The sequence below is a fragment of the Mesorhizobium sp. 113-3-9 genome (assembly GCF_016756515.1).
GTDB lineage: Bacteria > Pseudomonadota > Alphaproteobacteria > Rhizobiales > Rhizobiaceae > Mesorhizobium.
Genome location: NZ_AP023246.1, coordinates 1,468,099 through 1,490,555, shown reverse-complemented (window position 1 = coordinate 1,490,555; position 22,457 = coordinate 1,468,099). Strand labels below are relative to the sequence as shown.

The window sequence follows — 22,457 nt, the reverse complement described above, 5'->3', positions numbered from 1 at the left end:
GCGTCCGAAATGAGATTGGCTTTCAAGCGTGGATAATGAATTGCAAAGGTTAAAACGCGTTTAACCCTGTCGATTAACCACGAATCGCTAAAACCCAAGGGATTCAGGAGCTAATTTCGACAACTGGAGACCGGCACTCCGGCCAACGAAAAAGCCCGCCGGAAGGGCGGGCCTGGATGCAATCGAAGCGGCTATGACGCCCTGCGGGCGCGCCGGAAATCAGGCGGCGCTGCGGGTTTCGGATATGACTTCGACAATGTCGTTGACGACGGCCTCGACCAGTTGCGGATCGTCGCCCTCGGCCATGACCCGGATCAGCGGCTCGGTGCCGGACGGACGGATGACCAGCCGCCCGGCCTTGCCGAGACGGTTGCGCGCATCCTCGATCGCGGCCTTGACCGGAGCTTCCTCGAGCGGCTTGCCGCCGGCGATACGAACGTTCTTCAGGAGTTGCGGCACCGGCTCGAACTTCTTCGACAGCTCGCTGACCGGGCGTCCCTGGCGCTTGATGCAGGCCAGCACCTGCAGCGCCGATACCAGGCCATCGCCGGTGGTCGAGAAATCCGACAGCACGATGTGGCCTGACTGTTCGCCGCCGACATTGAGCCCATGCGCGCGCATATGTTCCACGACATAGCGGTCGCCGACCTTGGTGCGGTGCAATTGCAGCTTCATGTCGCCGAGGAAGCGTTCGAGGCCGAGATTGGACATCACCGTCGACACGACGCCGCCGCCGGCAAGCCGTCCGCTCTGGTGCCAGGACTCGGCTATCAGCGCCATGATCTGGTCGCCATCGACGATCGCGCCATTCTCGTCGACGATGACGACACGGTCGGCATCACCATCGAGCGCGATGCCGATATCGGCGCGCACTTCATGCACCTTCTTCTGCAGGCCGGCCGGATGGGTCGAGCCGCATTCCTTGTTGATGTTGAAGCCGTTGGGCTCGACGTTGATGGCCACGACTTCGGCGCCAAGCTCCCACAGCGCCTCGGGCGCCACCTTGTAGGCCGCGCCATTGGCGCAATCGACGACGATCCGCAGACCCGAAAGCGACATCGAGCGCGGCAAGGTGCGCTTGGCGAATTCAATGTAGCGGTCATGCACGCCGTCGACGCGCTTGGCCCGGCCAAGCCCGTCGGAATCGGCGAGTGAGAGTTCGATATCCTTGTCGAGCATGCTCTCGATGCGCTCTTCGATCTCGTCGGAGAGCTTGTAGCCGTCTGGCCCGAACAGCTTGATGCCGTTGTCGTAATAGGGGTTGTGCGACGCCGAGATCATGACACCGATATCGGCGCGCAGCGAACGCACCAGCATCGCGACAGCCGGCGTGGGAATCGGGCCGAGCAGGAACACATCCATGCCGGCGGCGCAAAGACCGGCGACCATGGCATTCTCGATCATGTAGCCGGAAAGCCTGGTGTCTTTGCCGAGAACGACACGATGGCGGTGGCTGCCGCGCTGGAACGAAAGGCCGGCAGCCATGCCGACACGCATGGCGATTTCAGCGGTCATCGGAAACTTGTTGGCGCGTCCGCGGATGCCGTCCGTGCCGAAGTAATTCCCTGCCATGCTAGTTAGATTCCCTGACGGTTCTTTGCCGGCGTCTCATGCCACAATTGGAAGGTCCGCCATGATCACATTGTGTGATTATATGTTACCAATCCTTAGAAAATCCTTGTTGTGCACTGCACGCAACAACGCCCCAGCATAACATGATGGCACTGTAACACTGCAACATACCAGTTCTGCGAGCTATTCGGCGCAGGTGCACGCGGAAAATCTTGTTTTCAACCCGGCAAGGGGCAATGATTTCATCACCTTATCGGGAGGATCGAGCCTCCGGCGATATATACCTCACTTAGCATCTGGCGCAACCGATCGTTGAGCGTTATTGATTCGCAGGGACGTATATAATGGGCTGCAGCAACGGAGAAACGCTATGCTCATCCACCGACTTGCCACTCTGACCGGCCTCGCCGTAGCGACGTTGTTCCTGGCTGCGCCAGCCAACGCGCTGACGATGGCCGAGTGCAGCACGAAATATAACGCGGCCAAGGACGCGGGGACACTTGCTGGCGCGACCTGGAACCAGTTCCGCAAGGCGCAGTGCGGCACCGACGCGGCTGCCACTACGGACACCAAGCCGGCCGACACGAAGAAGGCCGCCGAGACCAAGCCGGCCAAGGCCGCCAAGGCAGCGGCGGCTGACGACAGCGCCGCCAAAGGCCTGACGGCCAAGGAATGCAGCGCCAAGTACCAGGCGGCCAAGGCCGCCGGCACGCTGAACGGCCAGAAGTGGAACGACTTCCGCAAGAGCCAGTGCGCCGCCGGCGCATCCGCCGCCGCCGACACCACCAAGCCGGCAACCACCAAGGCCGCCGCGGCTGCCGCCGACGGCAAGGGCCTGACCATGGCCGAGTGCAGCGCCAAGTATCAGGCTGCGAAGACCGGGAACACGCTGAAGGGCCAGAAATGGAACGACTTCCGCAAGGCCGAATGCGGCGCCACCGCCTCGGATGACGACAGCGTGCCCGCTCCGAGCGAGGCAAGCTACACCAAGGAACCGGCAAAGCCGACGACGGTTGCCCCCAAGGGCGTCACCTTCCCGTCCGCGATCTCGGCAAAATATGCCAGCGAAACCCCCGGAAAGGGCCGCATGCATACCTGCCTCGACCAGTACTATGTCCTCAAGGATGCCAACGCGCTTGGCGGCCTGAAGTGGATCCAGAAGGGCGGCGGCTTCTACAGTCTCTGCAATGCCAAGCTGAAGGGCTGATCGACAGCTGCATCTGAGAAACAAAGCCCGCGAGCCGCAAGGTTCGCGGGCTTTTTGTTGCGTTGAAAAGCTCAATGGTCCTGCTTCCGCTACCGCGAAAGTCTTGAACCGAGAGCGTGGTCTCTCCACGCCCGGGCAGCCGGCTGCGGGACGTCTTCTGGGTGGGGCAGAAGATTCTGGTTGAACATAAGAAGAACAAAAAGTATACAAAAGATGTTCAATCTGTACTCGATATGGAGGGTTTGATGTCTGGCTTGAAATTGGCGGCGCTGGCTGCAGCGACTTTTATTGCCTGGGGTGCCGTCCCGGGAAACGCAATGACGATGAAGGAATGCGGCGAGACCTATCGGACCGCCAAGGAAAGCGGTGCCCTGAACGGCATGGACTGGAACGCTTTCCGCAAGGATAAATGCGCAGCGTCCGCTACGGGAAGTGCCGAGGCGAACACGGCCAAAGCGACACAACAGCCGAAGAAGGAAGCCAGCTCGGCGACCGCACCCACCGTAGCGCCGGCTGGCGTGACGTTCCCAACCACGCTCGCGGCCGAATTTCAGGCCGAAAAACCCGCCAAGGCGCGAATGAAGACCTGCCTTCAAGGCTATCATAGCAACAAGGATGCCGGAACGTTGAGCGGCCTGAAGTGGATCCAGAAGGGTGGCGGCTATTACAGCCTGTGCAATGCCAAGCTGAAGACCTGATCGCCTAGATATCCGAGGAAAGAGAGCCCGCGCATCGTGAGATGCGCGGGCTTTTTGTTGGGTGCTTCAGAAGGGGAGTGCCGTCGGGGACGCTGCCAATCTCCCCCTGTGGGGGAGATGTCCGGCAGGACAGAGGGGGCGTGAAGGAACTCGACGCTTGTAAAGTGACGGTCGCTTCATCTGACGAAAGTGGGGAGGGAGTGGCTCGGCGAAGCCGAATAAGAGCGTGCACCGAGCCCGCTTTGTCGCTTCGGCAAGGGCGAGTAACAAGAACTTGGCAATCCTGGCGGGACAGCGCCCCTCTCTGCCCTGCCGGGCATCTCCCCCACGAGGGGGGAGATTGGCCGTCGCGCCGGCTTTCGCCAATCACCAACGTGAAAGCCGTCAACTCTCCGGCGTGCCAAACAAAAACGCCGCAGACCAAGCCGCGGCGTTTCTCGATCAGTCTCTCTCGGCCAATCTCAGCTCGACGGCTGAGGTTCCATGCCGCCTTCGGGCTCGGGGCCCTTCTTTCGGCGGCCACCGGACTTCGGCACGGCCGAGCCACGGCTGGGCGGCGTGTCGTCGCCGAGGTCGCGCGCGGGCTTTTCGCCGGCGATCAGCTGCTTGATCTCGTCGCCCGACAGGGTTTCGTATTCGAGCAGGCCCTGCGCCAGTGCGATCCATTCCTTCTTCTTCTTGGTCAGGATGGACTTCGCCGTCGAATAGGCCTCGTCGATCAGGCGGCGCACTTCGGCATCGATGATCTGCGCGGTCTCTTCCGAGATGTTCTGCGTACGCGCCACCGAATGGCCGAGGAACACCTCTTCCTGGTTGTCGCCATAGGCGACATGGCCGAGCTTGTCGGAGAAGCCCCAGCGCGTGACCATGGCGCGCGCAAGCTTGGTCGCCTGCTCGATATCCGAGGACGCGCCCGAGGTGATGTTCTCCTTGCCGAACTTGAACTCCTCGGCAACGCGCCCGCCCATCATGATGGCGAGACGCGAGATCATGTACTTGTAGCTCATCGAATAGCGGTCGCCTTCCGGCAACTGCATGACCATGCCGAGCGCACGGCCGCGCGGGATGATGGTGGCCTTGTGCAGCGGGTCGGCCGACGGCACGTTGAGCGCCAGGATGGCGTGGCCGGCTTCGTGATAGGCGGTCAGCTCCTTCTCGGCCTGGGTCATGGCCGACGAGCGGCGCTCGGCGCCCATCATGATCTTGTCCTTGGCGTCCTCGAACTCGGCCATGGTGACGAGGCGCTTGTTGCGCCGCGCCGCCATCAGCGCGGATTCGTTGACCAGGTTCATCAGGTCGGCACCGGAGAAGCCCGGCGTGCCGCGCGCGACGACCTTGAGGTCGACATTGGGCGCCAGCGGCACGTTGCGCACATGCACCTTGAGGATCTTCTCGCGGCCGACGATGTCAGGATTCGGCACAACCACCTGGCGATCGAAACGGCCCGGCCTGAGCAGCGCCGGATCGAGCACGTCGGGACGGTTGGTGGCCGCGATCAGGATGATGCTTTCGTTGGATTCGAAGCCATCCATCTCGACCAGCAGCTGGTTCAGCGTCTGCTCGCGCTCGTCATTGCCGCCGCCGAGACCGGCGCCGCGATGGCGGCCGACGGCATCGATTTCGTCGATGAAGATTATGCAGGGCGCATTCTTCTTGGCCTGATCGAACATGTCGCGGACGCGGCTGGCGCCGACGCCGACGAACATCTCGACGAAGTCCGAACCGGAAATGGTGAAGAACGGCACGTTGGCTTCGCCGGCGACCGAGCGGGCGAGCAGCGTCTTGCCGGTGCCCGGAGGGCCGACCAGCAGCACGCCGCGCGGGATCTTGCCGCCGAGGCGCTGGAACTTCTGCGGATCGCGCAGGAACTCGACGATCTCTTCCAGGTCTTCCTTGGCTTCATCGACGCCGGCAACATCCTGGAAGGTGACGCGGCCATGCGCCTCCGTCAGAAGCTTGGCCTTCGACTTCCCGAAACCCATGGCACGACCGGAGCCGGACTGCATCTGGCGCATGAAGAATATCCAGACGCCGAGGATCAGGATCATCGGCAGCCACGAGATCAGGTAGCCGAACAGCGAATTGGAGCCGTCGGTCTCGGGCCGCGCGTTGATGGTGACGTTCTTGTCCTGCAGCCGCGACACCAGCTGGGGATCGCCGGGCGAATAGGTCTGGAAGCCGCTGGAATTGTCGGTGTAGGTGCCGGTGATGCGGGCGCCCGCAATAGTCACCGTCTTGACCCGGCCGGCCGCGACGTCCTGCAGGAACTGCGAATAAGGCACATCGCTCGAAGCCCCACGCGTCTGCGGCGTCTGGAACAGATTGAAGAGAGCGATGAGCAGGACCGCTATGATCGCCCAGAGCGCGAGGTTGCGATAATTCGGATTCATCAATTGTCCCGTTGGTGTCCGCGGACGGACAGCATCATGAGAGGAAACTTGGGCCTAACATAGGGAGAGCGCCTCCCCTTGCCAAGCAGAACAGCACGTCTGGGTTAAGCTTTCGACCACCATCAGCCGGCACTGTGGCCGCTGAAAGGCGGGGCGGGAAGCGATGGCGCGCCGATCAGTTCGGCGACGGCCCGCGCCGGCGCCAGATCGAAAGACGGCAGGAAGCGGGCAAAAGGTGCAACGACCGGCCGCACCGCGAACCCTTGGCGGACCGGTTCGCCGCCTCGCGGTCCAGCGTTTTCAACGGCTTGCCGCAACGTCGGTTCAGCAGCATACGCGGCGCGCATCAGGCTTTGCGGTGTCTCTCCCTTGGCAATTGCCAGCCGTCTCGTCGCCGCGCTCCCCAACGGCGCGATCAACAATGCGCCGGAGCTGTCGTCCAATGTGATGTGGCGGCGACCATCCCAGATGGTGTTGTCGATAGCCGCGGCGATGGGCGGCAAACCCCTTGCCTCGCGCCGCAGGAAGATGCCGGCGCGCCGGAAATCGACCACGGTCCGCGACAATGTGGCGCAAAGGGATCCGGCCTTCAGCCGGCCGAACAGCGCCTCGCTGCGCGCCTGGTCCGGAAGAAAGGCGACGCCTCCGGCGGTGGCCAGCAAGATACGCAACGCATAGACGGCCGCCCGGTCGACGCCGGCCGAAAGCAGGCCCGGATCGAGGCGGATAAGGCCGATGGCGGGCTGGCCGGCGAAACGATGGATCAGATCGGCGGCGTTTTCGCCAAGCTGCCGGCGTTCGACAGCCGCCTGGTTGGCCAGTGCCAGCGCATCGTCCATACGCCGAAAACTGTCGGTGGCAAGCGAGGCACGCATTCGCGGCCGCTCGAAGGCCTCGTCGATGTTGGTCGGATCCTCGGCCCAGCCGACATCTTCACGCCGCAGGAAATCGCGAAGCGCCGAGCGCCGCGTGCCCAGGAGCGGGCGAACGATCCATTCGCGCCAGTCATAGAGGGTGGCCGGTGCCATGCCGGCAAGCCCTCGGCCTGCCATTTCGGCAAACTCCCGGGGCTCATCCCGCGCCTGCCGCATCAGCACCGTCTCGGCCTGGTCGTCGGCGGTATGGCCAGTCACAATCAGGCCGAGGCCATGCGCGCGCGCCGCCTCCGCAAGCAGCCGATAGCGCGCTTCCCGCGCCGCCGCCGGCAGGCCGGCCGATGGTTTGCTTCCAGCCCAGACCATGGTGCGGTGGGCAATGCCGCGCTCGGCGCACAGCTTCGCAACGGCTTGCGCTTCTGTCGCGGAACCGTGCCGAAGGCCATGGTCGATCGTTACGGCCAGCAGCCGCACGGAGGGCGCGGTTCGGTCGAGATGCTGTTTGAGAAGGAGGAGCAGGGCGGTCGAGTCGCTGCCGCCGGACACGGCCGCAACGGCGCCGTGGGTAAAATCGATATGCGAAAAAAGTCTGGTCGAAAGATCAGGCTCGGTCTCGAGCATCAACGCGTGTCGCCCAAAAGTGGTCCCGGTTTCGGGAATAGGACATGCGGGAGAAAAATCAGCAAGCAGCCAGGGCCTTCTCCTGCTTGACCCGTTCCTTGAGCGCATTGGAGATATCGGGGTAGCGCTTGCCGACCTCGCTGAAGGTGGCGCAGGCGACGTCGTGCTGCTTGAGGCCGACCAGCGACACGCCGAGCTTCAAAAGCATGTCGGGCGCCTTCTTGGCCTTGGGGTAGTCCTTGCTGGCGGCGAGGAAGACCTCGGCCGCGTCGCGGTATTTCTGCTGGCCAAGCAGCGATTCACCCAGCCAATAATGCGCATCCGCCGTCTTCGCATCGCGGGGGAAGCGGGAAATATGATCGCGAAAACCCTGTTCGGCGGTGCTGTAGTCGCCCGACAGGATGAACTGGTACGAATTGCGGTAGAGTTCTTCCGGGTCGTTGGTGGAAGGCAGTGCGGCAACCACCGTGCCGCCGGACTTGCCGGCCTTGGCCGGTGCGCCGGTGGCCGGGGCGGTGTCTTGCGCCGGGGCGGTTGCCTGGGTGCTGCCGCCGGCATCGATCACGTTGCCGTTTTTGTCGACGGTGATGGAACCAAAGGTCTTTTCCGGCGCTCCCGTGCCCGGGATCACCTTGCCAGGGTCGCCATCGGGTGATTCGACGATGACGTCCTCGACCGTCTTGCCGCCTGAGGACTGATCGCCGCCGGGCGCGGCGCCGGCATCGGCCGGCGCCTGCGTTGCCGGGGCCGACGCCACGTTGGTGTTGGTGTCGGTGGTCGCGTCGGACTTCTTCTTCGGCGCCGCCGGTGTCTGCCCACCCTGCGAGCCGCCTTCCAGCTGCTGGAAGCGGAACTCGTTGTCCTCCTGCTGCTTTCGGATCTGCTCCTGCATCTGCAGGACCTGGAAATTGAGTTCCTCGATCTTGCCGTTCATCTGCCGCAGTTGGTCTTCCAGGCTGGTGACGGCGGTGCCATCTGACTGCGCCATCCGAACCTGATCCGGTTTCTTCTTTTCCCCGAAAAGCTTGGGCAATTCGATGCTGGGCAGATGGAAGGAAAAGCCGCTGTCGGTTGATTGCCCTGTGCTGCTCGCCCCCACGCCGCTCGCCAGAGCGGTGAAGCCTGATAGGAGCAGCGCCGCAAGCGTGCCGCTCAGAACCGATCTCAAATGCATGTGCCTCTCGCCGTGTGTCGTTAGTCTGTTCGCGCCTTCCAACCAGAGTGGGACCAGCCAAGCGCCCTCGGCTCATAGCAGGGCGCGAGACTTCGGCCAAATTTTGTTTCAGGCATCCGGATATGAAAAAGGCGGCCCGAAGGCCGCCTTTCGCAAAGCTGTGTTGTATTTTTGTCGCTCGACTGTGGCGCGTTCTTGCAACGCGCCGGTCGGCTGTATCCGACTTAGGAACCAGCGCCGCTGAGCGTGGTGACGGCGCGGCGGTTCTGCGACCAGCAGGAGATGTCGTCGCAGACCGCGACCGGACGTTCCTTGCCGTAGGAGATGGTCTTCAGGCGGCTGGAGGCGACGCCCTTGGAAACCAGGAAGTCGCGGGCGGCGGCGGCGCGGCGGGCACCAAGCGCCAGATTGTATTCGCGCGTGCCGCGTTCGTCGGCGTGACCTTCGACGACGATGGCATACTGCTTGTATTGGTTCAGCCACTGCGCCTGGCGGGCAAGCGTCTGCTGTGCGTCAGCCCGGATCGAGGTCGAGTCCGTATCGAAGAAGATGCGGTCACCGATGTTGACGGTAAAGTCCTGTGCCGAGCCAGGTGTTGCGGCACCCGCGCCGTTGAGGCCAAGGTCAGCAGCGTTGTTCGGGGTCTTCTTGGAGGCGCAACCGGTGATGGCGAGCATCGCCACCAGCGCGATCATGACCGGGTTTGTGGTAAGTGCTGCGATACGGCCCATGCCGCCTCTCCTTCGTATTGCGAGTGATCGTATTCGAGTGATTTCGTTGATCACCCAGTAACCACGTTTGGGTTAACCGGCATTCAAGAAACACGGTTAAAAATTGGTTTAGCTGCCCGTCCGCAACCTGTTTGATCCGGGCCACAGTTGGCGCGGACCCTAGGCGGAAATGCGGCCAAAACGCGACCAATGCATGGAAAAGGGGCCGAAACGGCCCCTTTCCATCATGTGTGGCAATTCAGCCGACTCTTATTCCAGCAGCGGCGACCAGGCCGGGTCGGACGCGAAGTTCGCGGTCGGGATAGGCTGTTCGTTGCGGCCGGTAAGATCGACCGAAACCAGTTTCGGTCCGCCATTGGCGTCGCGGAAGAACATCAAGACGCGGCCATTCGGCGCCCAGGTCGGCCCTTCCTGCTGGAAGCCGGACGACAGGATGCGCTCGCCCGAACCGTCGGTCTTCATGACACCGATCTGGAACTCGCCGCCGGTCTGCTTGGTGAAGGCGATGAGATCGCCGCGCGGCGACCACACCGGCGTCGAGTAGACGCCATCGCCGAAGGAGATGCGGGTCTGGCCCGAGCCATCGGCACCCATCACATAGATCTGCGCGCGACCGCCACGGTCGGAGGTGAACACCACCTTGCTGCCGTCGGGCGAATAGGAGGGTGAGGTGTCGATGGCGGTCGAGTTGGTCAGCCGCGTCGTCGAGCGGCTGCGCAGGTCCATGGCGAAGATGTTGGAATTGCCGTCGTCGCGCAGCAGGCTCATGATCACCTTCTGGCCGTCGGGCGAGAAGCGCGGCGCAAACGTCATGCCGGGGAAATTGCCGACCAGTTCGCGCTGCCCGGTCTCGATCTGCAGGAGATAGACGCGAGGCTGGCCGCTTTCGTAGGACATATAGGTGATTTCCTGCCGGTTCGGCGAGAAACGCGGCGTCAGCACGATCGACTTGCCATCGGAGAGATAGCGGACGTTGGCGCCGTCCTGGTCCATGATGGCGAGGCGCTTCTTGCGCGCGTTCTTGGCGCCGGATTCGTCGATGAACACCACACGCGTGTCGAAATAGCCCTTCTCGCCGGTCAGCCGCTCGTAGATGGCGTCGGCGATGATGTGGGCGACGCGGCGCTGGTTGGCGTCATTTGCGAAGAACTGCTCGCCCGCCATCTGCTGGCCGGCGAAGGTGTCCCAAAGCCGGTACTGGGCGCGAATACGGCCGTCGGCTTCCTTGCTGACGCTGCCGGTAACCAGCGCCTGCGCGTTGATCACCTTCCAGTCATCGAAGCGGGGGGCGGCATCCGGGTTGGTGATCTTCTCGATGAAGGCGCTCTTGTCGATCGGCGCGAACAGGCCGGAACGCTTCAGGTCGGCGGTGACGATCTGGGAGATCTGGGCGCCAAGCGCATCGCCGCCCTGGAAATCGGTGATCGCGATCGGCAGCGGCTCGACATTGCCCTTGTTGACGTTGAGCTCGACGAGCGCCAGCGCCGGCAGCGTGCCGGCTGCCGTCATGCCGATGGCCATGGCTGCTATCATCAGGAGCGGCTTGAGGATTGATTTCATGTCTTCTCGCTTCTCATACTGATTTTTTCGGATGTCAGGGCCTAAAGGCCCAGCATCTCCCTTGGATCGAACGTGACGCGGATGTCGTTCCAGATGTCTTGCTTGCCGGCGGGAACCTGCAGGCCGGCCACATCGCATTTCTGAACCGCGCGAACCGCGCTTTCATCGAACTGCCGGTTGCCGCTCGACTTCTCGACCGATGGGCGACCGTCAAGCTTGCCGGAGTTGTCCAGGGTGAAGCGCACGACGACGACGAAATTCTCCGAGCCTTCCAGCCCGACCGGCAATGTCCAGCAACCACCCAACTGGCTTTCCAGAGCGCCTTGCTCCGACTTCGACAGCTTCTGGCCCTGATCCTTGTCGCCGCCGAGCGAGGCCTGCTGCGTCGAGCGCTTGGCGCCGCCGCCGGATGGCTTCTGCTTGTCGAGCAGGGCGGAGATCTCGTTGGCATTGAACTGCTTGTCGTCGGATTTCGGTTTCGACGAGGCTTCCTTGACCGGCTTGTCGGCATTCTTGCGATCTGGCGCCTTGGCGCTTTCAGCCGGTGCCGGCTGCGGCTTCGGCCGCGCTTCCGGCGCCGGCGCCGAGCTCGGCAATTGCGTCTCTTCGGTGGGTGGATCCTTGGCTATGGCCTCGGCGACGGCATCCGGCTTGACCACGGGCGTCGGGTCGATGGCGGCGGTCTTGTCCTGCGGCGGCGGGGTCGGTGCCGGCTTGGCCGGCGTCGGCTTGGGCTCCGTCTGCTTGACCGGCTCGGGCTTCACATCTTCCTTGGGCTGCGGCGCCGGCGCCACTTCCGTCGCCGGAGTGGGTTTGGGCTTTTCCTGCGGCTTCGGCACGTCCTCGGTCTTCGGGATTTCCTTCGGCGTCGGCGCGGGCGGCGGAGCCGAGGTCGTGTCGACGGGCTTCGGCTTGGCCTCCGGCGTTATCGGCTTGTCGGTGTCGACGCTGTTCTCGCCAACCTTCTGGGCTGCAGGCACGATGTCGGGACGCTGCGTCGGCAGCGGCGCCGGCTTTTCATGCATCACGGCCTTCTTGTCGCCCTGCAAGGTCTGCGCAATGGCTTCCATCGGCACGATGTCGACCGCGACCGACTCGACGTCGGCGGACGGCAGCGCGGCCGGCGCCGACAGGGTGAACAGGCCGAAGGCCAGCACCGCCGTATGCAGTATCACCGATGTGGTGAGGCCGGTCTTCATCTTGCGTCTATTGATCCTGTTCCTGCAGCGAAACCAGGCCGATATTCTTGTAGCCGGCAGCCGAGATACGGGCCATCACCTTCATCGCCGTGCCATAGTCGGTGGCCTTGTCGCCACGGATGAAGATGCGTTCCTCGTAGCCGGTCTTGGAGATCGCCTGCAGCTTGGCCACCAGTTCCTCGATCGGGATCTCGGTTTCCTGGAGATAGATCTGGCCGGCGGCATTGATCGAGACGGTGATCGGCTGCGTGTCGGCATTCATGGCCTTGGCCTGTGTGTCGGGCAGGTCGATCGGCACGCCGACCGTGAGCATCGGCGCCGCGACCATGAAGATGATCAGAAGCACCAGCATGACGTCCACCATCGGCGTGACGTTGATCTCCGACATCAGCCCATGGTGACGGCCGCGCCGCCTGTGGCCGCGCCCGCCGCGTCCCGACATGCCTACGGACATACCCATCAGTTACTCCTCAGGCCTTCGGCGCGACTTTTTCATCGATTTGGCGCGAGAGTATGGCGGAGAACTCGTCGGAGAACCCTTCCATGCGCACCGCGAGCTTGCTCGCGTCGGATGACAGCTTGTTGTAGGCGATGACGGCGGGGATAGCGGCGAGCAGGCCGATCGCCGTCGCCAGCAGCGCCTCGGCGATGCCGGGCGCGACCACCGCAAGGCTGGTGTTCTTGGAGCCGGCAATGGCCTGGAACGAGGTCATGATGCCGATGACGGTACCGAACAGGCCGATGAAGGGGGCGGCCGAACCGGTGGTGGCGAGGAAGCCGAGGCGGCCCTCCAGCTTCTCCATCTCGCGGGTCAGTGCCAGGTCCATCGCCTTGTCGATGCGGGTCTGCAGGCCGAGCGGCGTCTTGGCACCCTTCTCGAAGCTCTTCTTCCACTCGCGCATGGCGGCGACGAAAATGGCGCCCATGCCTGACGTCTTGCGGTCGGCGAGCGTGCGGTAGAGCTCCTCCAGCGACTGCCCGGACCAGAAGACCTGCTCGAAGCGGTTCAGCGCCAGCCGCATGCGGCCATAGGCAACCAGCTTGTCGATGATGATCGCCCAGGTCCAGACCGAGGCGCAAAGCAGGCCGATCATGACCAGCTTGACCACCCAGCTGGCCTGCATGAACAGCGCCCAAATCGACAATTGCGCGCCCGGATCGGCGAGTGCGATATTTTCCATCGTTACGTCCTTAAGATTTTCCGGGCGAAGCTGGCGGCTGGCCCATGGCATCCCTTGTGGTCGGTTCGCACGCAGCTACCGGACACCCCAAACCGTGCCGTTGTCGGCCTTTTCAGGGCAAATATTGGTGAAAGGAAGGCGCCGGATTGCGCCAATCTTCACCAATCTCTTCATGAACCGTTATGGTTAAGGATGGGTTAGTGAATAAGGCGCGGCGCATTGCCGCGCCCAGCGGCGGGGCCGACGCACTTCCACAGGCTAGGAGTCCGTTTCCTCCACGTGGGTGGGGTAATCCTGTCCATAGAGGACACGCAGGATGAGAACCCGCTCTGCGTGGACCCGGAACAGGATCGACGCGCGCCGTTCAAAGCCGATGACGCGGACTCCGGGTCCGATGGCGTCGCGAACGATGCCACGTTCCGGGAACGTGGACAGCGCCATGCACGCCGCCTCGATGCGGTCGATATAGCCACCGGCACGCGCGGCACCGCTTTCCTTTTCGATGTAGTTGTAAATGGCAAAGAGGTCGGAGCGCGCCGAGGGTCTGAAAACGACCTTATGCGTCACGCTTGGCGATCTTCATGCGGTCTGCATGGTGCTCGCGCAATGCCTTGAACACATCCTCGGCCGGGATATCCGGGCGCGGATCGTCGAGAGCTTCCTGCACCTTGGCTCGCATGATGGCGGTGATGACCTGCTCCTCGCGGTCAAGGGCGCGAAGCGCGGCACGCATGACTTCGCTCGCGGACTCGTACGCTCCCGACGCCAGGCGGGCGTCGAGGCTGCTCTGCTGGCGTCCGAGCGTCACGCTTATGGGTTTGCTGGTTCTCATGGCGAATGTCTTCCTCGTGTTACCCTTGTAGCACAATGTGTGACACTGTCATACTATTCAATCAGCCGAAGCATGAGACCTGGGCATGAAGGCCGCGACCCATTCCTTGGGAAAGCGCCGCGGTCGGCCATTCTCGCCGATGATCGCCGCCTCGACCCTGGCTTCGACCAGCACCTCGTCGCCGCGCTTGAGCTGCTGCGCCATGAAGATGCGCGCGCCGGAAATGGTGTCGGTGCGGGTGTCGACGGTCAGGATGTCGTCGATGCGGGCGGGGATGCGGAAGTCGATCTCCATACGACGCACCACCCAGACGATCTTCTCGCCATGCTTGCCGTCGGCGAGTTCCGTGTGATGCACGCCGGTGAGCCTGAGATAGTCGGAGCGGCCGCGCTCGAGGAATTCGAGATAGCGCGCGTGGTAGACGACGCCCGAGAAATCGGTGTCGGCATAATAGACCCGCGCCATCAGCCGGTGGCCAAACGCCGTCAGCGCGCCGGAAAGGCCGGCCAGCAGCGTCGCCGATTCACCATGATCGCCCATTGCGCTTCCTTTTTCAGTCGCGGCGAGGCACCAGTTTCGCGCGTGACCTCGGACAAACGGTTTCCGTTTGTCCAGAGACCATGCTCCAGAAAGAAATGGAACAGGAAGACGGTTCAACCAAACGTCATCCTGATCTGACATCGGATGGCACTGTTGACGGCGATGATCAAGAGTTTGATGGCAGCGCTGCTGGTGCTGGCGGCCTTGGCGGTGCCCGGCCAGGCCGCGACCTTCTCGATGAAGCGCGGCCTTAATCTCGACCAGTGGGTCACCTGGCCGGGCGAGGACCAGTGGAGCGAGGCCAAGGCCATACTGCCCTATCCGGAATGGCGCAAATTCCTTCAGGAGGACGATCTCAAGGCGCTAAAGGAGGCGGGCTTCGATTTCCTGCGCATGCCGGTCGACCCGTCGCCTTTCCTGTCCGACCAGACAACGGCGCTGCGCGACGACCTCTATGCCAGCGTGCTGGACTCGGTGCGCATGATCAATCGCGCCGGCCTCAAGGTGATCGTCGACATGCACCTGATCCCGGCCGGCGGCAGCCGCAAGATAGGCATGGCCGAGGTGATGGACGATCCGCGGACCTTCGACCGCTACGTCGATATGATACGCAAGATGGGCCGCACCTTGGCCGGGGAGGACCCTGACAAGGTTGCCTTCGAGCTGATGAACGAACCGATCGTCGATTGCGACAGCGACGGCACCAGCCTGTGGCCGGACCGCCAACAGAAACTGTTCGCCGCGGCGCGATCGTCGGCGATGAAGCTGACCCTGGTGCTGACCGGCGCCTGCTACTCCGCCGCCTCGTCCCTGGAGAAGATCGATCCGACGGCGATTCCCGACGACAACGTCATCTGGACCTTCCATTCCTATGATCCATTCCTGCTCACCCACCAGGGCGCGACCTGGGCAGGCGACTTCATCCCCTATGTGACCGGCCTGCCCTATCCGCTGACGTCAGTGCCCAAGGCGCAGCTCGACGTTACGCTGGACACGATCCGCGCCCGGATCAAGGCCGAGGCGCCGTGGACACGGCAGAGCGGCCTGCTTGCCTATCTCGACGAGCAGGTCGCCAGCATGGACAGTCCCGCCAAGCTGCTTGGCCTGATGGACGCGCCCTTCAACAAGGTCGAGGCGTGGGCCAAGGCCAACGGCATCAAGCCGGAAAACATCACGATGGGCGAGTTCGGCATGATCCGCCAGGAATACGGCAATGCCTATGTGATGCCGGCCGAATACCGCGCCGCCTATGTCAAGGACATGATCGCGCGCGCCGAGGCGCATGGCTTCTCATGGTCGGTGTGGAGTTATGGCGGCGCCTTCGGCATCGTCGACGCCTTCAACGGCGACAAGGCCGAGCCGGACGTGATGGATGTGATCCGGTCGCTTCACTAAAGGTGTGAAACGGTTTCCCTTGGGAATTGCGTCAAAACAAAGAGCTGTATTCAAATCAGCCGAGGTCGATCTGCAGGATTTCCGGCCTCATGCCGAAACGCACCGGCAGGATGCTGAAGCCGAGCCCGCCCGAGACGATCAGATTGCGGTCGTTCTCGACGACGTGGCCATAGGCATAGCGATTGCCGAAGCGCGAGGGCACGACGGGTGAATAGCCGAACAGCCGCACCTGCCCGCCATGGGTATGGCCCGAAAGGGTCAGCGAAACGCGCCATGGCACGGTCGGAAAAATATCAGGCTCATGGGCGAGCAGGATGATCGGCGCGCTGTCACCGACCTTGGCCAGCGTGCCGTCGAGATCGTCGAGCCCCTTGCACGGGTCACCCCTCCTGGCCGGCAACAGCGCCAGCTGGTCGGCCAGGCCGGCGATCCAGACGCCATGGCCATCCTTCTCCAGGCGCACGGCATCGTTCTCCAGCACCGGGATGCCGACCTTCTCCAAGGCCTTGCGTGCTATGATCGGCCCGGCTCCGGCGCGCTGTGCGAAGCCATCGCTCCACCAATCGTGATTGCCAAGGATCGACAGCACCCCGAGCGGCGCCTTGAGGCCCGACAGCGCGGACGCCCATTGCGACGGCGTAACCGGCCCCGTCACCAGCGGCATGCCCGCAATATAGTCGCCAAGCAGCACGATCAGGTCGGGCTGCAAAGCGTTCGCATCGTCGACGAGCGAGGCAATTCGTTCCTGCGTCATCCATGGCCGGCAGGCATGGATGTCGGCAAATGCCACGACCCGCAGCTTCAGGCCATCAGGCCAGTGCGGCGGCGTCAGCGCGTAGCGCTTCACATGCGCCAGCAGCATCGGCTCGATGCCGACCGCATAGGCACCAAGCGCGACAGCCGTCAGGAAAGACCCGCCGATGAAGCGCAGGAACCCGCGTCTGCTTATCATTCCGTGGCTCCGGCACATGGATCGCGGCGGCATGCCGCGAGACAGTGCCGATAAAATCCACGATTGCGCCGGCAAATCGGCAAAGGCGAGCAGATTTTGCGCATTCACGCATGCTTGATCACTGGTCCGGTAACCAGCGCCCGATCGCCTGCGTCCCTATTCTTCCTGGAACAGGTTGATCTGCTGCTGCGCCAGGTCCTTCGGCGCGTCGAGGCCGAGATGGCGCCAGGCATTGGCCGTCAGCATGCGGCCGCGCGGCGTGCGCTGGATGAAGCCCTGCTGGATCAGATAGGGCTCTATGATGTCCTCGATGGCGTCGCGCGGCTCCGACAGGCCGGCCGCGATCGTCTCGATGCCGACCGGCCCGCCGCCGAAATTGCGTGCGATCATGGAGAGGTAGCGGCGGTCGAGCGCGTCGAGGCCGAGCGCGTCGACTTCCAGCCGTGTCAGCGCCTCGTCGGCGATCAGGCGATCGACGTGACCATCACCGGCGACCGAGGCGAAATCGCGCACGCGGCGCAACAGCCGGCCGGCGATGCGGGGCGTGCCGCGCGCGCGCCGCGCGATCTCAAGCGCGCCATCGTCGCCGAGCGGCATCTGCAGGATGCGGGCGCCGCGCCGCACGATCTGCTCCAGCTCTTCGACCGTGTAGAAGTTGAGCCGCACCGGAATGCCGAACCGGTCGCGCAGCGGATTGGTGAGCAGGCCAAGCCGGGTTGTGGCGGCGACCAAGGTGAAACGGGCAAGGTCGATCTTGACCGAACGCGCCGCCGGGCCCTCGCCGATGATCAGGTCGAGCTGGAAATCCTCCATCGCCGGATAGAGGATTTCCTCCACCGCCGGGTTCAGCCGGTGGATCTCGTCGATGAACAGCACGTCGCCTTCCTCGAGATTGGTAAGCAGCGCGGCAAGATCGCCGGCCTTGGCGATGACCGGACCGGAGGTCGAGCGGAAATTGACGCCGAGTTCGCGCGCCATGATCTGTGCCAGCGTCGTCTTGCCCAGCCCCGGCGGCCCGACGAACAACACATGGTCAAGCGCCTCGTTGCGGCCCTTGGCGGCCTCGATGAAGACCTTGAGATTGGCCCGCACCGCCGCCTGGCCGACAAAGTCGGCAAGCGTTTGTGGCCGCAAGGTCTGGTCGGCATCCTCGCCGCGTTTTTCCGGAGCAATGAGACGAGGCGACAGGCTCATGCTGCCTTCCTCGCATAAGGCAGAGGACCGGACAAGCGAGCCCTCACCGCGCCAGTTCCTTCAGCCCAAAGCGGATCAGCTTCGAGGCGTCCGCGTCCTCGCCCGCCGTCTTCAGCGCCGCGGCAACCGCATTGGCAGCGGTGTCGCGCGAGTAGCCGAGATTGACCAGTGCCGAAACCGCGTCGGTGATCGGCGCGGCTGCCACGCCTTCGCCGAGCTCCTGCTTCAGGCCGATGGTCCCGGAGGCCGAACCCGCATAGGCCGGCGCCTTGTTCTTCAATTCGGTGACGATACGCTCGGCCACCTTCTTGCCGACGCCTGGGGCGCGGGAAACCATGGCGATGTCGCGCAGCGCGATCGCATTGGCGAGGTCGGCCGGCGCCAAAGTCGACAGGATGGCCAGCGCCACCTTGGCTCCTACGCCCTGCACATTGCTCATCAAAAGCCGGAACCATTCGCGCTCCAGCGCCGACTGGAAGCCGTAAAGCCGGATCATGTCCTCGCGCACATAGGTCTCGATGAACAGCACCACCGCCTCGCCGGGCGAAGGCAGCGCGGCCAGCGTGCGCGCCGAGCAATAGGCGACGTAGCCGACGCCATGCACATCGACGATGCAATGATCCTCATCGATCTCGTCCAGCGTGCCCTTGAGCTTGCCGATCATTTCCAACAGCCTCTCATGACGCAAGCGCCATCCGATAGGCGGCGCTCTGCCGGTGATGCGCGTGGCAAATCGCGATGGCCAGCGCGTCGGCGGCATGTTCGGTATCGAAGGTCGCCTTCGGCAGCAGCACCTTCACCATCATGTGGATCTGCTTCTTGTCGCCATGGCCGACACCGATCACCGCCTTCTTGACAGCATTGGGCGCGTATTCGGCGACGACGAGGCCGGCCCGTGCCGGCACCAGCATGGCGATGCCGCGCGCCTGGCCGAGCTTCAGCGTCGCCACGGCATCCTTGTTGACGAAGGTCTGTTCGACGGCCGCCTCATGCGGCATTGCCGCATGCAGGACTTCGGCGAGTCCGTCATGCAATTGGCAGAGCCGCGTCGCCAGCGCCGCCTTGTCCTCGGAGCGCACGGTGCCCGAGGCGACGAAGCGCAACGAATTGCCGAGGCTCTCGACGATGCCCCAGCCGGTGCGCCTGAGCCCCGGATCGATGCCAATGATGCGAATCGCGTCCCCCATACGGTAACTTTACCTCCTGGGCGGACAGCGATGCCAGCGAAATGTGAACAAACCGGAAACAGTGACCTGTCGAGCCGGAAATTTCCGAAGTCGCCTAGTTGCGGGCGAACGCCGTATTGAGCAAGCTGATCTGATCCGAAACCGGATTGGGCCGGCGGCTCAACGGCTGCATGTCGACCACGGCGCCGTCGCCGTAGATTTCGTCATCCATGCGGCGCACCAGTGCCTGCAGGCGAAGCGAGCGGTTGACGAGGTCGAGGAAATCCTCGGGCAGTTCGGCCCAGCCGGCGGCTTCGTCATGCGCGGAAGCGGTATCGAGGCGCACCTTGGACTTTTCCGACGCGACCTGGTCGCGGGTCATTTCGCCGGAATTGGCCGCGCGCTGCAAAAGCAGCCAAGAGGCAACCTGCATCAGCCTGGTGGTCAGCCGCATCGATTCGGCCGCGTAGAGCGTGGCCGCCAGCCGAGACAGTTTCTTGGCCTCGGCGCGGCCCTTGCCATCGAGATATTCCGCCGCCTGTTCGACCAGCCCCATGCCTTCCTGGTAAAGCGGTTTGAAGGAGTGCGAAAAAACCCGGCGTTCCGCCAGCTTCACGGTTTTCGCACTGCCCTTCGAAGGCTCGTTCATTGATACGCCCCTGCACTTGCGACCGGCCGATTCGGTTCACTGCCGATACACCCGGCACCCTATATAACTGAAGCTTGAAAATGCGCTTCGCCGGGGGTGAAGGCAAGCACATGTTTAACAGAAGGTTAACAGCCATCCGCCGCGCGGGGTGCCGCCGGAATGCGGACAAAAAAAGAGCCGCGGATAAGGCGGCTCTCAGGAGTTTAACAGGGAGGCGTCAAACAAAGTGGCTCCAACCACTCGGTAAGAATCCAGATCACTGGATGCACATAGTAAACGCCTGTAAAGCTTAATGAACCTTTAACGGCACCGAAGTTTTTTGACCGAACACCCCATTCCTGTGCCGTAACAGCACAGGCCGCAAGTCAGTTTCCCGCTCTGCTCAGGCCTTCTTCCAGACCACCGGCAAGGAGATGAAGGCAAACAGAAGCATGCCTGCATAGAAGCCGATCGAAGCGATCCCCAGCAGCGGTTCGATTGCCGGATTGCCGGCAAGCAGGATGTAGAGGCCGATCATGAGCCCGATCCCGCTGATTGCCGTCAGCCAGAAGTGAACGACGGCGATCATCTTTTGCCCGACAGCCGGAAACAGATGATAGAAGAAGGCAAAGACCGCCGACATCAGCCAGCCGGCCACCATCGTATGGGCATGGGTCGGCATCTGGCCGTGGTCTTCGCTGATGGCCATGTGAATGCCGAGCGCCATGCCGAACAGCGAATAGATGACGGCCAGCGTAAAGAAATTCCGTGCTACCCCTTGCATGCTTGTCCCCTCGAATTGCCTTTTCCCGTTTTCGGGAATGGGTTGATCGTCAGGCGATTTCTGTCGCCACCGGGCTTCCGGCTCGGCGCACTAGCATCGGCAAATGTTTCTGGACGATGTCGCGCCGCCCCCTTCCCGCACTTCTCACGATAGCAGAAAATGCAGCCGCGCATCGGTGGATGTTGAGAACCGGCGCAAGCCGAAAACCGCCGAAACAAAGGCTGTTTTTTCGCGACATCGTTCCGAAACAGGCGCCACGCTAAACGCCCGCTCCTCTGACGGCTGGCGCATCTCCGCTCCGCCGCAAAACCACCAGAAATACCCAGGAGCTACCGATGGACTGGTATTCGATCGTCAAATTTCTCCACATCGTCTCGGCCATTTTGTGGGTCGGAGGCGGCTTCGTGCTGTTCCTGCTCGGCGTGCTTGCCGAGCGCGCCGGCAACATCGCGGACAAGCTTCAGGCGATGCGCGCCAGCGGGCAGTTGGGCGGGTGTTTCTTCGCGCCGATGTCGATGCTCACCCTGATCTTCGGCCTCATCATGTGCGGCTTCTGGGTCGGCTTCTCCGACCTGTGGATCGTCATCGGCCTGGTCGGCTACGCCATGACCTTCTCGATCGGCATGTTCATCTTCAAGCCAACCGGCGAGCGCATGGGCGCGATGATCGCCAAGGAGGGCGTCACGCCGGCTGTGCTTGCCATTGGTCAGCGCATGATGAGCGCGGCGCGCTTCGACTATGCCGTGATGCTGGTGATCGTCGCCGACATGGTGCTCAAGCCGACCACGCATGACATCGGCATCCTCGCCGGCATGGCGCTGGTCATCGCGGTGGGCGCCACGCTGGCCCTTGGCGGCAACCGTCGCCTCGTGCCCAGCGCCGCCTGATCCCTCTGACGGTGAGAGCGGCTGGGCAGCCGCCTCGCCCGCTACATCAGGCCGGCAAGGCCGTCCCACAGCAGCTTGACCGCCACGACGGCCACGGTCGCGTAGGTGAAGGGATAAAAGACCTCCGGCCGCATGCGCCGCACCAGCCAGGCGCCGGCGATGGTCGACAGTGGCGCGAGCGGCATCAGCACGGCGGATGCCGTCAGATTGGCGGTGTCGAACTGGCCGAGCGCGAAATAGGGGATGAGCTTCAACGCATTGGTCGCGGCAAAGAAGATCGCGGCCGTGCCCGACAGCACCTTGGGGTCGAGCCGGATCGGCAGCGCATAAACCTGGAAAGGCGGGCCACCGACATGGGCGACGAAGCTGGTGAAACCGGCGACCGTGCCCCAGATGGCGGCGGCCACGCGGTTAGGTTCGGTGGCGTGGTCGGAGCCATGGCGGAACTGCAGGTAAAGCCAGCGCAGCACGAAGATGATGGCGACGGCGCCGACGATGAGCCGCACCGCCTCCTCGGTGACAAGTGCCGCCGTCAGCCAGCCGAGGCCGATGCCGATGACGGCGCCCGGCATCATGTCGACCAGCATCTTGCGGTCGTAAACGCCCCACCATGTCCACACCGAGACAATGTCCATCAGGCACAGGATCGGCAGCAGGATGGCGGCCGCCTGCACCGGTGGAATGGTCAGCGCCATCAGCGGCACGCCGACGAAACCGACAGCGCCGCCGAAACCGCCCTTGGACAGGCCGACCAGAATGACCGCCGGAACGGCGGCCGCGTAGAACCACGGATCGAGAAGCAGGCCTGACATGGGATGGGACTGGTCTGGAGGGAAGGTGCGTCACCGCCTGAATAGCCCAGAATTCTGAG

The 22,457-nt window shown here is 63.3% G+C and carries 23 protein-coding genes; 4 read left to right on the top strand and 19 right to left on the bottom strand.

Translation table 11 applies throughout. The features are described 5' to 3' along the window. Positions 1-219: 219 nt before the first annotated feature. On the bottom strand, positions 220-1,572 hold the full coding sequence (gene glmM / locus MesoLj_RS07200; protein WP_056575467.1) for a phosphoglucosamine mutase: 1,353 nt from the start codon (positions 1,570-1,572) through the stop codon (positions 220-222). A 370-nt stretch (positions 1,573-1,942) separates the two neighbouring features. Here glmM and MesoLj_RS07195 point away from each other — a divergent pair, with 370 nt between their 5' ends. Both MesoLj_RS07195 and MesoLj_RS07190 read left to right on the top strand, forming a co-directional pair. Continuing rightward, a complete protein-coding gene (locus tag MesoLj_RS07195) occupies positions 1,943-2,779 on the top strand; it encodes a hypothetical protein (RefSeq protein ID WP_140777130.1) in 837 nt (278 codons plus the stop codon). A gap of 161 nt (positions 2,780-2,940) precedes the next feature. After that, positions 2,941-3,477, top strand: coding sequence for a hypothetical protein (locus tag MesoLj_RS07190; protein WP_342215823.1), 537 nt, complete (start codon positions 2,941-2,943; stop codon positions 3,475-3,477). 461 nt (positions 3,478-3,938) lie between these two features. Here the strand turns inward: MesoLj_RS07190 and ftsH are convergent, their stop codons facing one another. The 11 genes from ftsH to ybgC all read right to left on the bottom strand — a co-directional run bounded on the left by ftsH (position 3,939) and on the right by ybgC (position 14,580). Further along, a complete protein-coding gene (gene ftsH / locus MesoLj_RS07185) occupies positions 3,939-5,867 on the bottom strand; it encodes an ATP-dependent zinc metalloprotease FtsH (RefSeq protein ID WP_140777132.1) in 1,929 nt (642 codons plus the stop codon). A gap of 122 nt (positions 5,868-5,989) precedes the next feature. Next, positions 5,990-7,363, bottom strand: a complete 1,374-nt coding sequence (gene tilS, locus MesoLj_RS07180; protein ID WP_202325560.1) for a tRNA lysidine(34) synthetase TilS — start codon at positions 7,361-7,363, stop codon at positions 5,990-5,992. A 58-nt stretch (positions 7,364-7,421) separates the two neighbouring features. Further along, on the bottom strand, positions 7,422-8,537 hold the full coding sequence (ybgF, locus tag MesoLj_RS07175) for a tol-pal system protein YbgF (RefSeq protein WP_202325559.1): 1,116 nt from the start codon (positions 8,535-8,537) through the stop codon (positions 7,422-7,424). 224 nt (positions 8,538-8,761) lie between these two features. Further along, positions 8,762-9,268: a peptidoglycan-associated lipoprotein Pal gene (pal, locus tag MesoLj_RS07170; RefSeq protein WP_140776460.1), complete on the bottom strand. Its 507-nt coding sequence runs from the start codon at positions 9,266-9,268 to the stop codon at positions 8,762-8,764. 249 nt (positions 9,269-9,517) lie between these two features. Then, positions 9,518-10,828 (bottom strand): Tol-Pal system beta propeller repeat protein TolB, encoded by a 1,311-nt coding sequence (tolB, locus tag MesoLj_RS07165; protein WP_140776462.1) that lies wholly within the window; start codon positions 10,826-10,828, stop codon positions 9,518-9,520. Positions 10,829-10,869: 41 nt separating this feature from the next. After that, a complete protein-coding gene (locus MesoLj_RS07160; protein WP_202325558.1) occupies positions 10,870-12,027 on the bottom strand; it encodes a cell envelope integrity protein TolA in 1,158 nt (385 codons plus the stop codon). Between the two features lie 7 nt (positions 12,028-12,034). Continuing rightward, positions 12,035-12,487 carry a protein TolR gene (tolR, locus tag MesoLj_RS07155; protein WP_140776466.1) on the bottom strand — a complete coding sequence of 151 codons (453 nt, stop codon included), beginning with the start codon at positions 12,485-12,487 and terminating at the stop codon, positions 12,035-12,037. 10 nt (positions 12,488-12,497) lie between these two features. Further along, complete coding sequence (tolQ, locus tag MesoLj_RS07150) at positions 12,498-13,208, bottom strand: protein TolQ (RefSeq protein ID WP_010912029.1); 711 nt, start codon at positions 13,206-13,208, stop codon at positions 12,498-12,500. Between the two features lie 258 nt (positions 13,209-13,466). Further along, on the bottom strand, positions 13,467-13,775 hold the full coding sequence (locus MesoLj_RS07145) for a type II toxin-antitoxin system RelE/ParE family toxin (RefSeq protein ID WP_202325557.1): 309 nt from the start codon (positions 13,773-13,775) through the stop codon (positions 13,467-13,469). Then, the gene (locus tag MesoLj_RS07140; protein WP_202325556.1) at positions 13,765-14,040 is read right to left on the bottom strand and encodes a type II toxin-antitoxin system ParD family antitoxin; all 276 of its coding nucleotides are present in this window, start codon (positions 14,038-14,040) and stop codon (positions 13,765-13,767) included. Before MesoLj_RS07140 ends, MesoLj_RS07145 begins: the two co-directional genes overlap by 11 nt. A gap of 57 nt (positions 14,041-14,097) precedes the next feature. Next, complete coding sequence (gene ybgC / locus MesoLj_RS07135) at positions 14,098-14,580, bottom strand: tol-pal system-associated acyl-CoA thioesterase (protein WP_202325555.1); 483 nt, start codon at positions 14,578-14,580, stop codon at positions 14,098-14,100. Between the two features lie 144 nt (positions 14,581-14,724). Here ybgC and MesoLj_RS07130 point away from each other — a divergent pair, with 144 nt between their 5' ends. Continuing rightward, positions 14,725-15,975, top strand: coding sequence for a glycoside hydrolase family 5 protein (locus MesoLj_RS07130; RefSeq protein ID WP_202325554.1), 1,251 nt, complete (start codon positions 14,725-14,727; stop codon positions 15,973-15,975). A gap of 55 nt (positions 15,976-16,030) precedes the next feature. On the opposite strand, the gene MesoLj_RS07125 is transcribed toward MesoLj_RS07130, so the two are convergent. The 6 genes from MesoLj_RS07125 to MesoLj_RS07100 all read right to left on the bottom strand — a co-directional run bounded on the left by MesoLj_RS07125 (position 16,031) and on the right by MesoLj_RS07100 (position 20,699). Beyond that, a complete protein-coding gene (locus MesoLj_RS07125) occupies positions 16,031-16,927 on the bottom strand; it encodes a metallophosphoesterase (protein ID WP_140776476.1) in 897 nt (298 codons plus the stop codon). A gap of 156 nt (positions 16,928-17,083) precedes the next feature. Continuing rightward, on the bottom strand, positions 17,084-18,121 hold the full coding sequence (gene ruvB, locus MesoLj_RS07120; RefSeq protein ID WP_010912034.1) for a Holliday junction branch migration DNA helicase RuvB: 1,038 nt from the start codon (positions 18,119-18,121) through the stop codon (positions 17,084-17,086). A 43-nt stretch (positions 18,122-18,164) separates the two neighbouring features. After that, positions 18,165-18,785: a Holliday junction branch migration protein RuvA gene (gene ruvA, locus MesoLj_RS07115; protein WP_140776711.1), complete on the bottom strand. Its 621-nt coding sequence runs from the start codon at positions 18,783-18,785 to the stop codon at positions 18,165-18,167. A gap of 13 nt (positions 18,786-18,798) precedes the next feature. Continuing rightward, positions 18,799-19,308 (bottom strand): crossover junction endodeoxyribonuclease RuvC, encoded by a 510-nt coding sequence (gene ruvC, locus MesoLj_RS07110; protein ID WP_056575418.1) that lies wholly within the window; start codon positions 19,306-19,308, stop codon positions 18,799-18,801. A 94-nt stretch (positions 19,309-19,402) separates the two neighbouring features. Further along, positions 19,403-19,936 carry a protease adaptor protein RcdA gene (gene rcdA / locus MesoLj_RS07105; protein ID WP_140776478.1) on the bottom strand — a complete coding sequence of 178 codons (534 nt, stop codon included), beginning with the start codon at positions 19,934-19,936 and terminating at the stop codon, positions 19,403-19,405. 382 nt (positions 19,937-20,318) lie between these two features. Then, positions 20,319-20,699 (bottom strand): hypothetical protein, encoded by a 381-nt coding sequence (locus MesoLj_RS07100; RefSeq protein ID WP_140776480.1) that lies wholly within the window; start codon positions 20,697-20,699, stop codon positions 20,319-20,321. Positions 20,700-21,034: 335 nt separating this feature from the next. Here MesoLj_RS07100 and MesoLj_RS07095 point away from each other — a divergent pair, with 335 nt between their 5' ends. Continuing rightward, positions 21,035-21,586 (top strand): DUF2269 family protein, encoded by a 552-nt coding sequence (locus MesoLj_RS07095; protein WP_202325553.1) that lies wholly within the window; start codon positions 21,035-21,037, stop codon positions 21,584-21,586. A 41-nt stretch (positions 21,587-21,627) separates the two neighbouring features. On the opposite strand, the gene MesoLj_RS07090 is transcribed toward MesoLj_RS07095, so the two are convergent. Then, entirely contained in the window at positions 21,628-22,398 is a 771-nt protein-coding gene (locus MesoLj_RS07090; protein ID WP_202325552.1) for a sulfite exporter TauE/SafE family protein, read from the bottom strand. Positions 22,399-22,457: the final 59 nt, after the last annotated feature.

Excerpts from the sequence above, each read along its gene's own strand:
- MesoLj_RS07130 (WP_202325554.1), top strand. The coding sequence starts at position 14,725 with ATGGCACTGTTGACGGCGATGATCAAGAGTTTGATGGCAGCGCTGCTG.
- MesoLj_RS07140 (WP_202325556.1), bottom strand. The coding sequence starts at position 14,040 with ATGAGAACCAGCAAACCCATAAGCGTGACGCTCGGACGCCAGCAGAGC.
- ruvB (WP_010912034.1), bottom strand. The coding sequence starts at position 18,121 with ATGAGCCTGTCGCCTCGTCTCATTGCTCCGGAAAAACGCGGCGAGGAT.
- pal (WP_140776460.1), bottom strand. The coding sequence starts at position 9,268 with ATGGGCCGTATCGCAGCACTTACCACAAACCCGGTCATGATCGCGCTG.
- ruvC (WP_056575418.1), bottom strand. The coding sequence starts at position 19,308 with ATGGGGGACGCGATTCGCATCATTGGCATCGATCCGGGGCTCAGGCGC.
- MesoLj_RS07195 (WP_140777130.1), top strand. The coding sequence starts at position 1,943 with ATGCTCATCCACCGACTTGCCACTCTGACCGGCCTCGCCGTAGCGACG.
- MesoLj_RS07100 (WP_140776480.1), bottom strand. The coding sequence starts at position 20,699 with ATGCAAGGGGTAGCACGGAATTTCTTTACGCTGGCCGTCATCTATTCG.
- tolR (WP_140776466.1), bottom strand. The coding sequence starts at position 12,487 with ATGGGTATGTCCGTAGGCATGTCGGGACGCGGCGGGCGCGGCCACAGG.
- rcdA (WP_140776478.1), bottom strand. The coding sequence starts at position 19,936 with ATGAACGAGCCTTCGAAGGGCAGTGCGAAAACCGTGAAGCTGGCGGAA.
- tolB (WP_140776462.1), bottom strand. The coding sequence starts at position 10,828 with ATGAAATCAATCCTCAAGCCGCTCCTGATGATAGCAGCCATGGCCATC.
- MesoLj_RS07160 (WP_202325558.1), bottom strand. The coding sequence starts at position 12,027 with ATGAAGACCGGCCTCACCACATCGGTGATACTGCATACGGCGGTGCTG.
- tilS (WP_202325560.1), bottom strand. The coding sequence starts at position 7,363 with ATGCTCGAGACCGAGCCTGATCTTTCGACCAGACTTTTTTCGCATATC.
- ftsH (WP_140777132.1), bottom strand. The coding sequence starts at position 5,867 with ATGAATCCGAATTATCGCAACCTCGCGCTCTGGGCGATCATAGCGGTC.
- glmM (WP_056575467.1), bottom strand. The coding sequence starts at position 1,572 with ATGGCAGGGAATTACTTCGGCACGGACGGCATCCGCGGACGCGCCAAC.
- tolQ (WP_010912029.1), bottom strand. The coding sequence starts at position 13,208 with ATGGAAAATATCGCACTCGCCGATCCGGGCGCGCAATTGTCGATTTGG.
- MesoLj_RS07090 (WP_202325552.1), bottom strand. The coding sequence starts at position 22,398 with ATGTCAGGCCTGCTTCTCGATCCGTGGTTCTACGCGGCCGCCGTTCCG.
- MesoLj_RS07125 (WP_140776476.1), bottom strand. The coding sequence starts at position 16,927 with ATGATAAGCAGACGCGGGTTCCTGCGCTTCATCGGCGGGTCTTTCCTG.
- ybgF (WP_202325559.1), bottom strand. The coding sequence starts at position 8,537 with ATGCATTTGAGATCGGTTCTGAGCGGCACGCTTGCGGCGCTGCTCCTA.
- ruvA (WP_140776711.1), bottom strand. The coding sequence starts at position 18,785 with ATGATCGGCAAGCTCAAGGGCACGCTGGACGAGATCGATGAGGATCAT.
- MesoLj_RS07095 (WP_202325553.1), top strand. The coding sequence starts at position 21,035 with ATGGACTGGTATTCGATCGTCAAATTTCTCCACATCGTCTCGGCCATT.
- ybgC (WP_202325555.1), bottom strand. The coding sequence starts at position 14,580 with ATGGGCGATCATGGTGAATCGGCGACGCTGCTGGCCGGCCTTTCCGGC.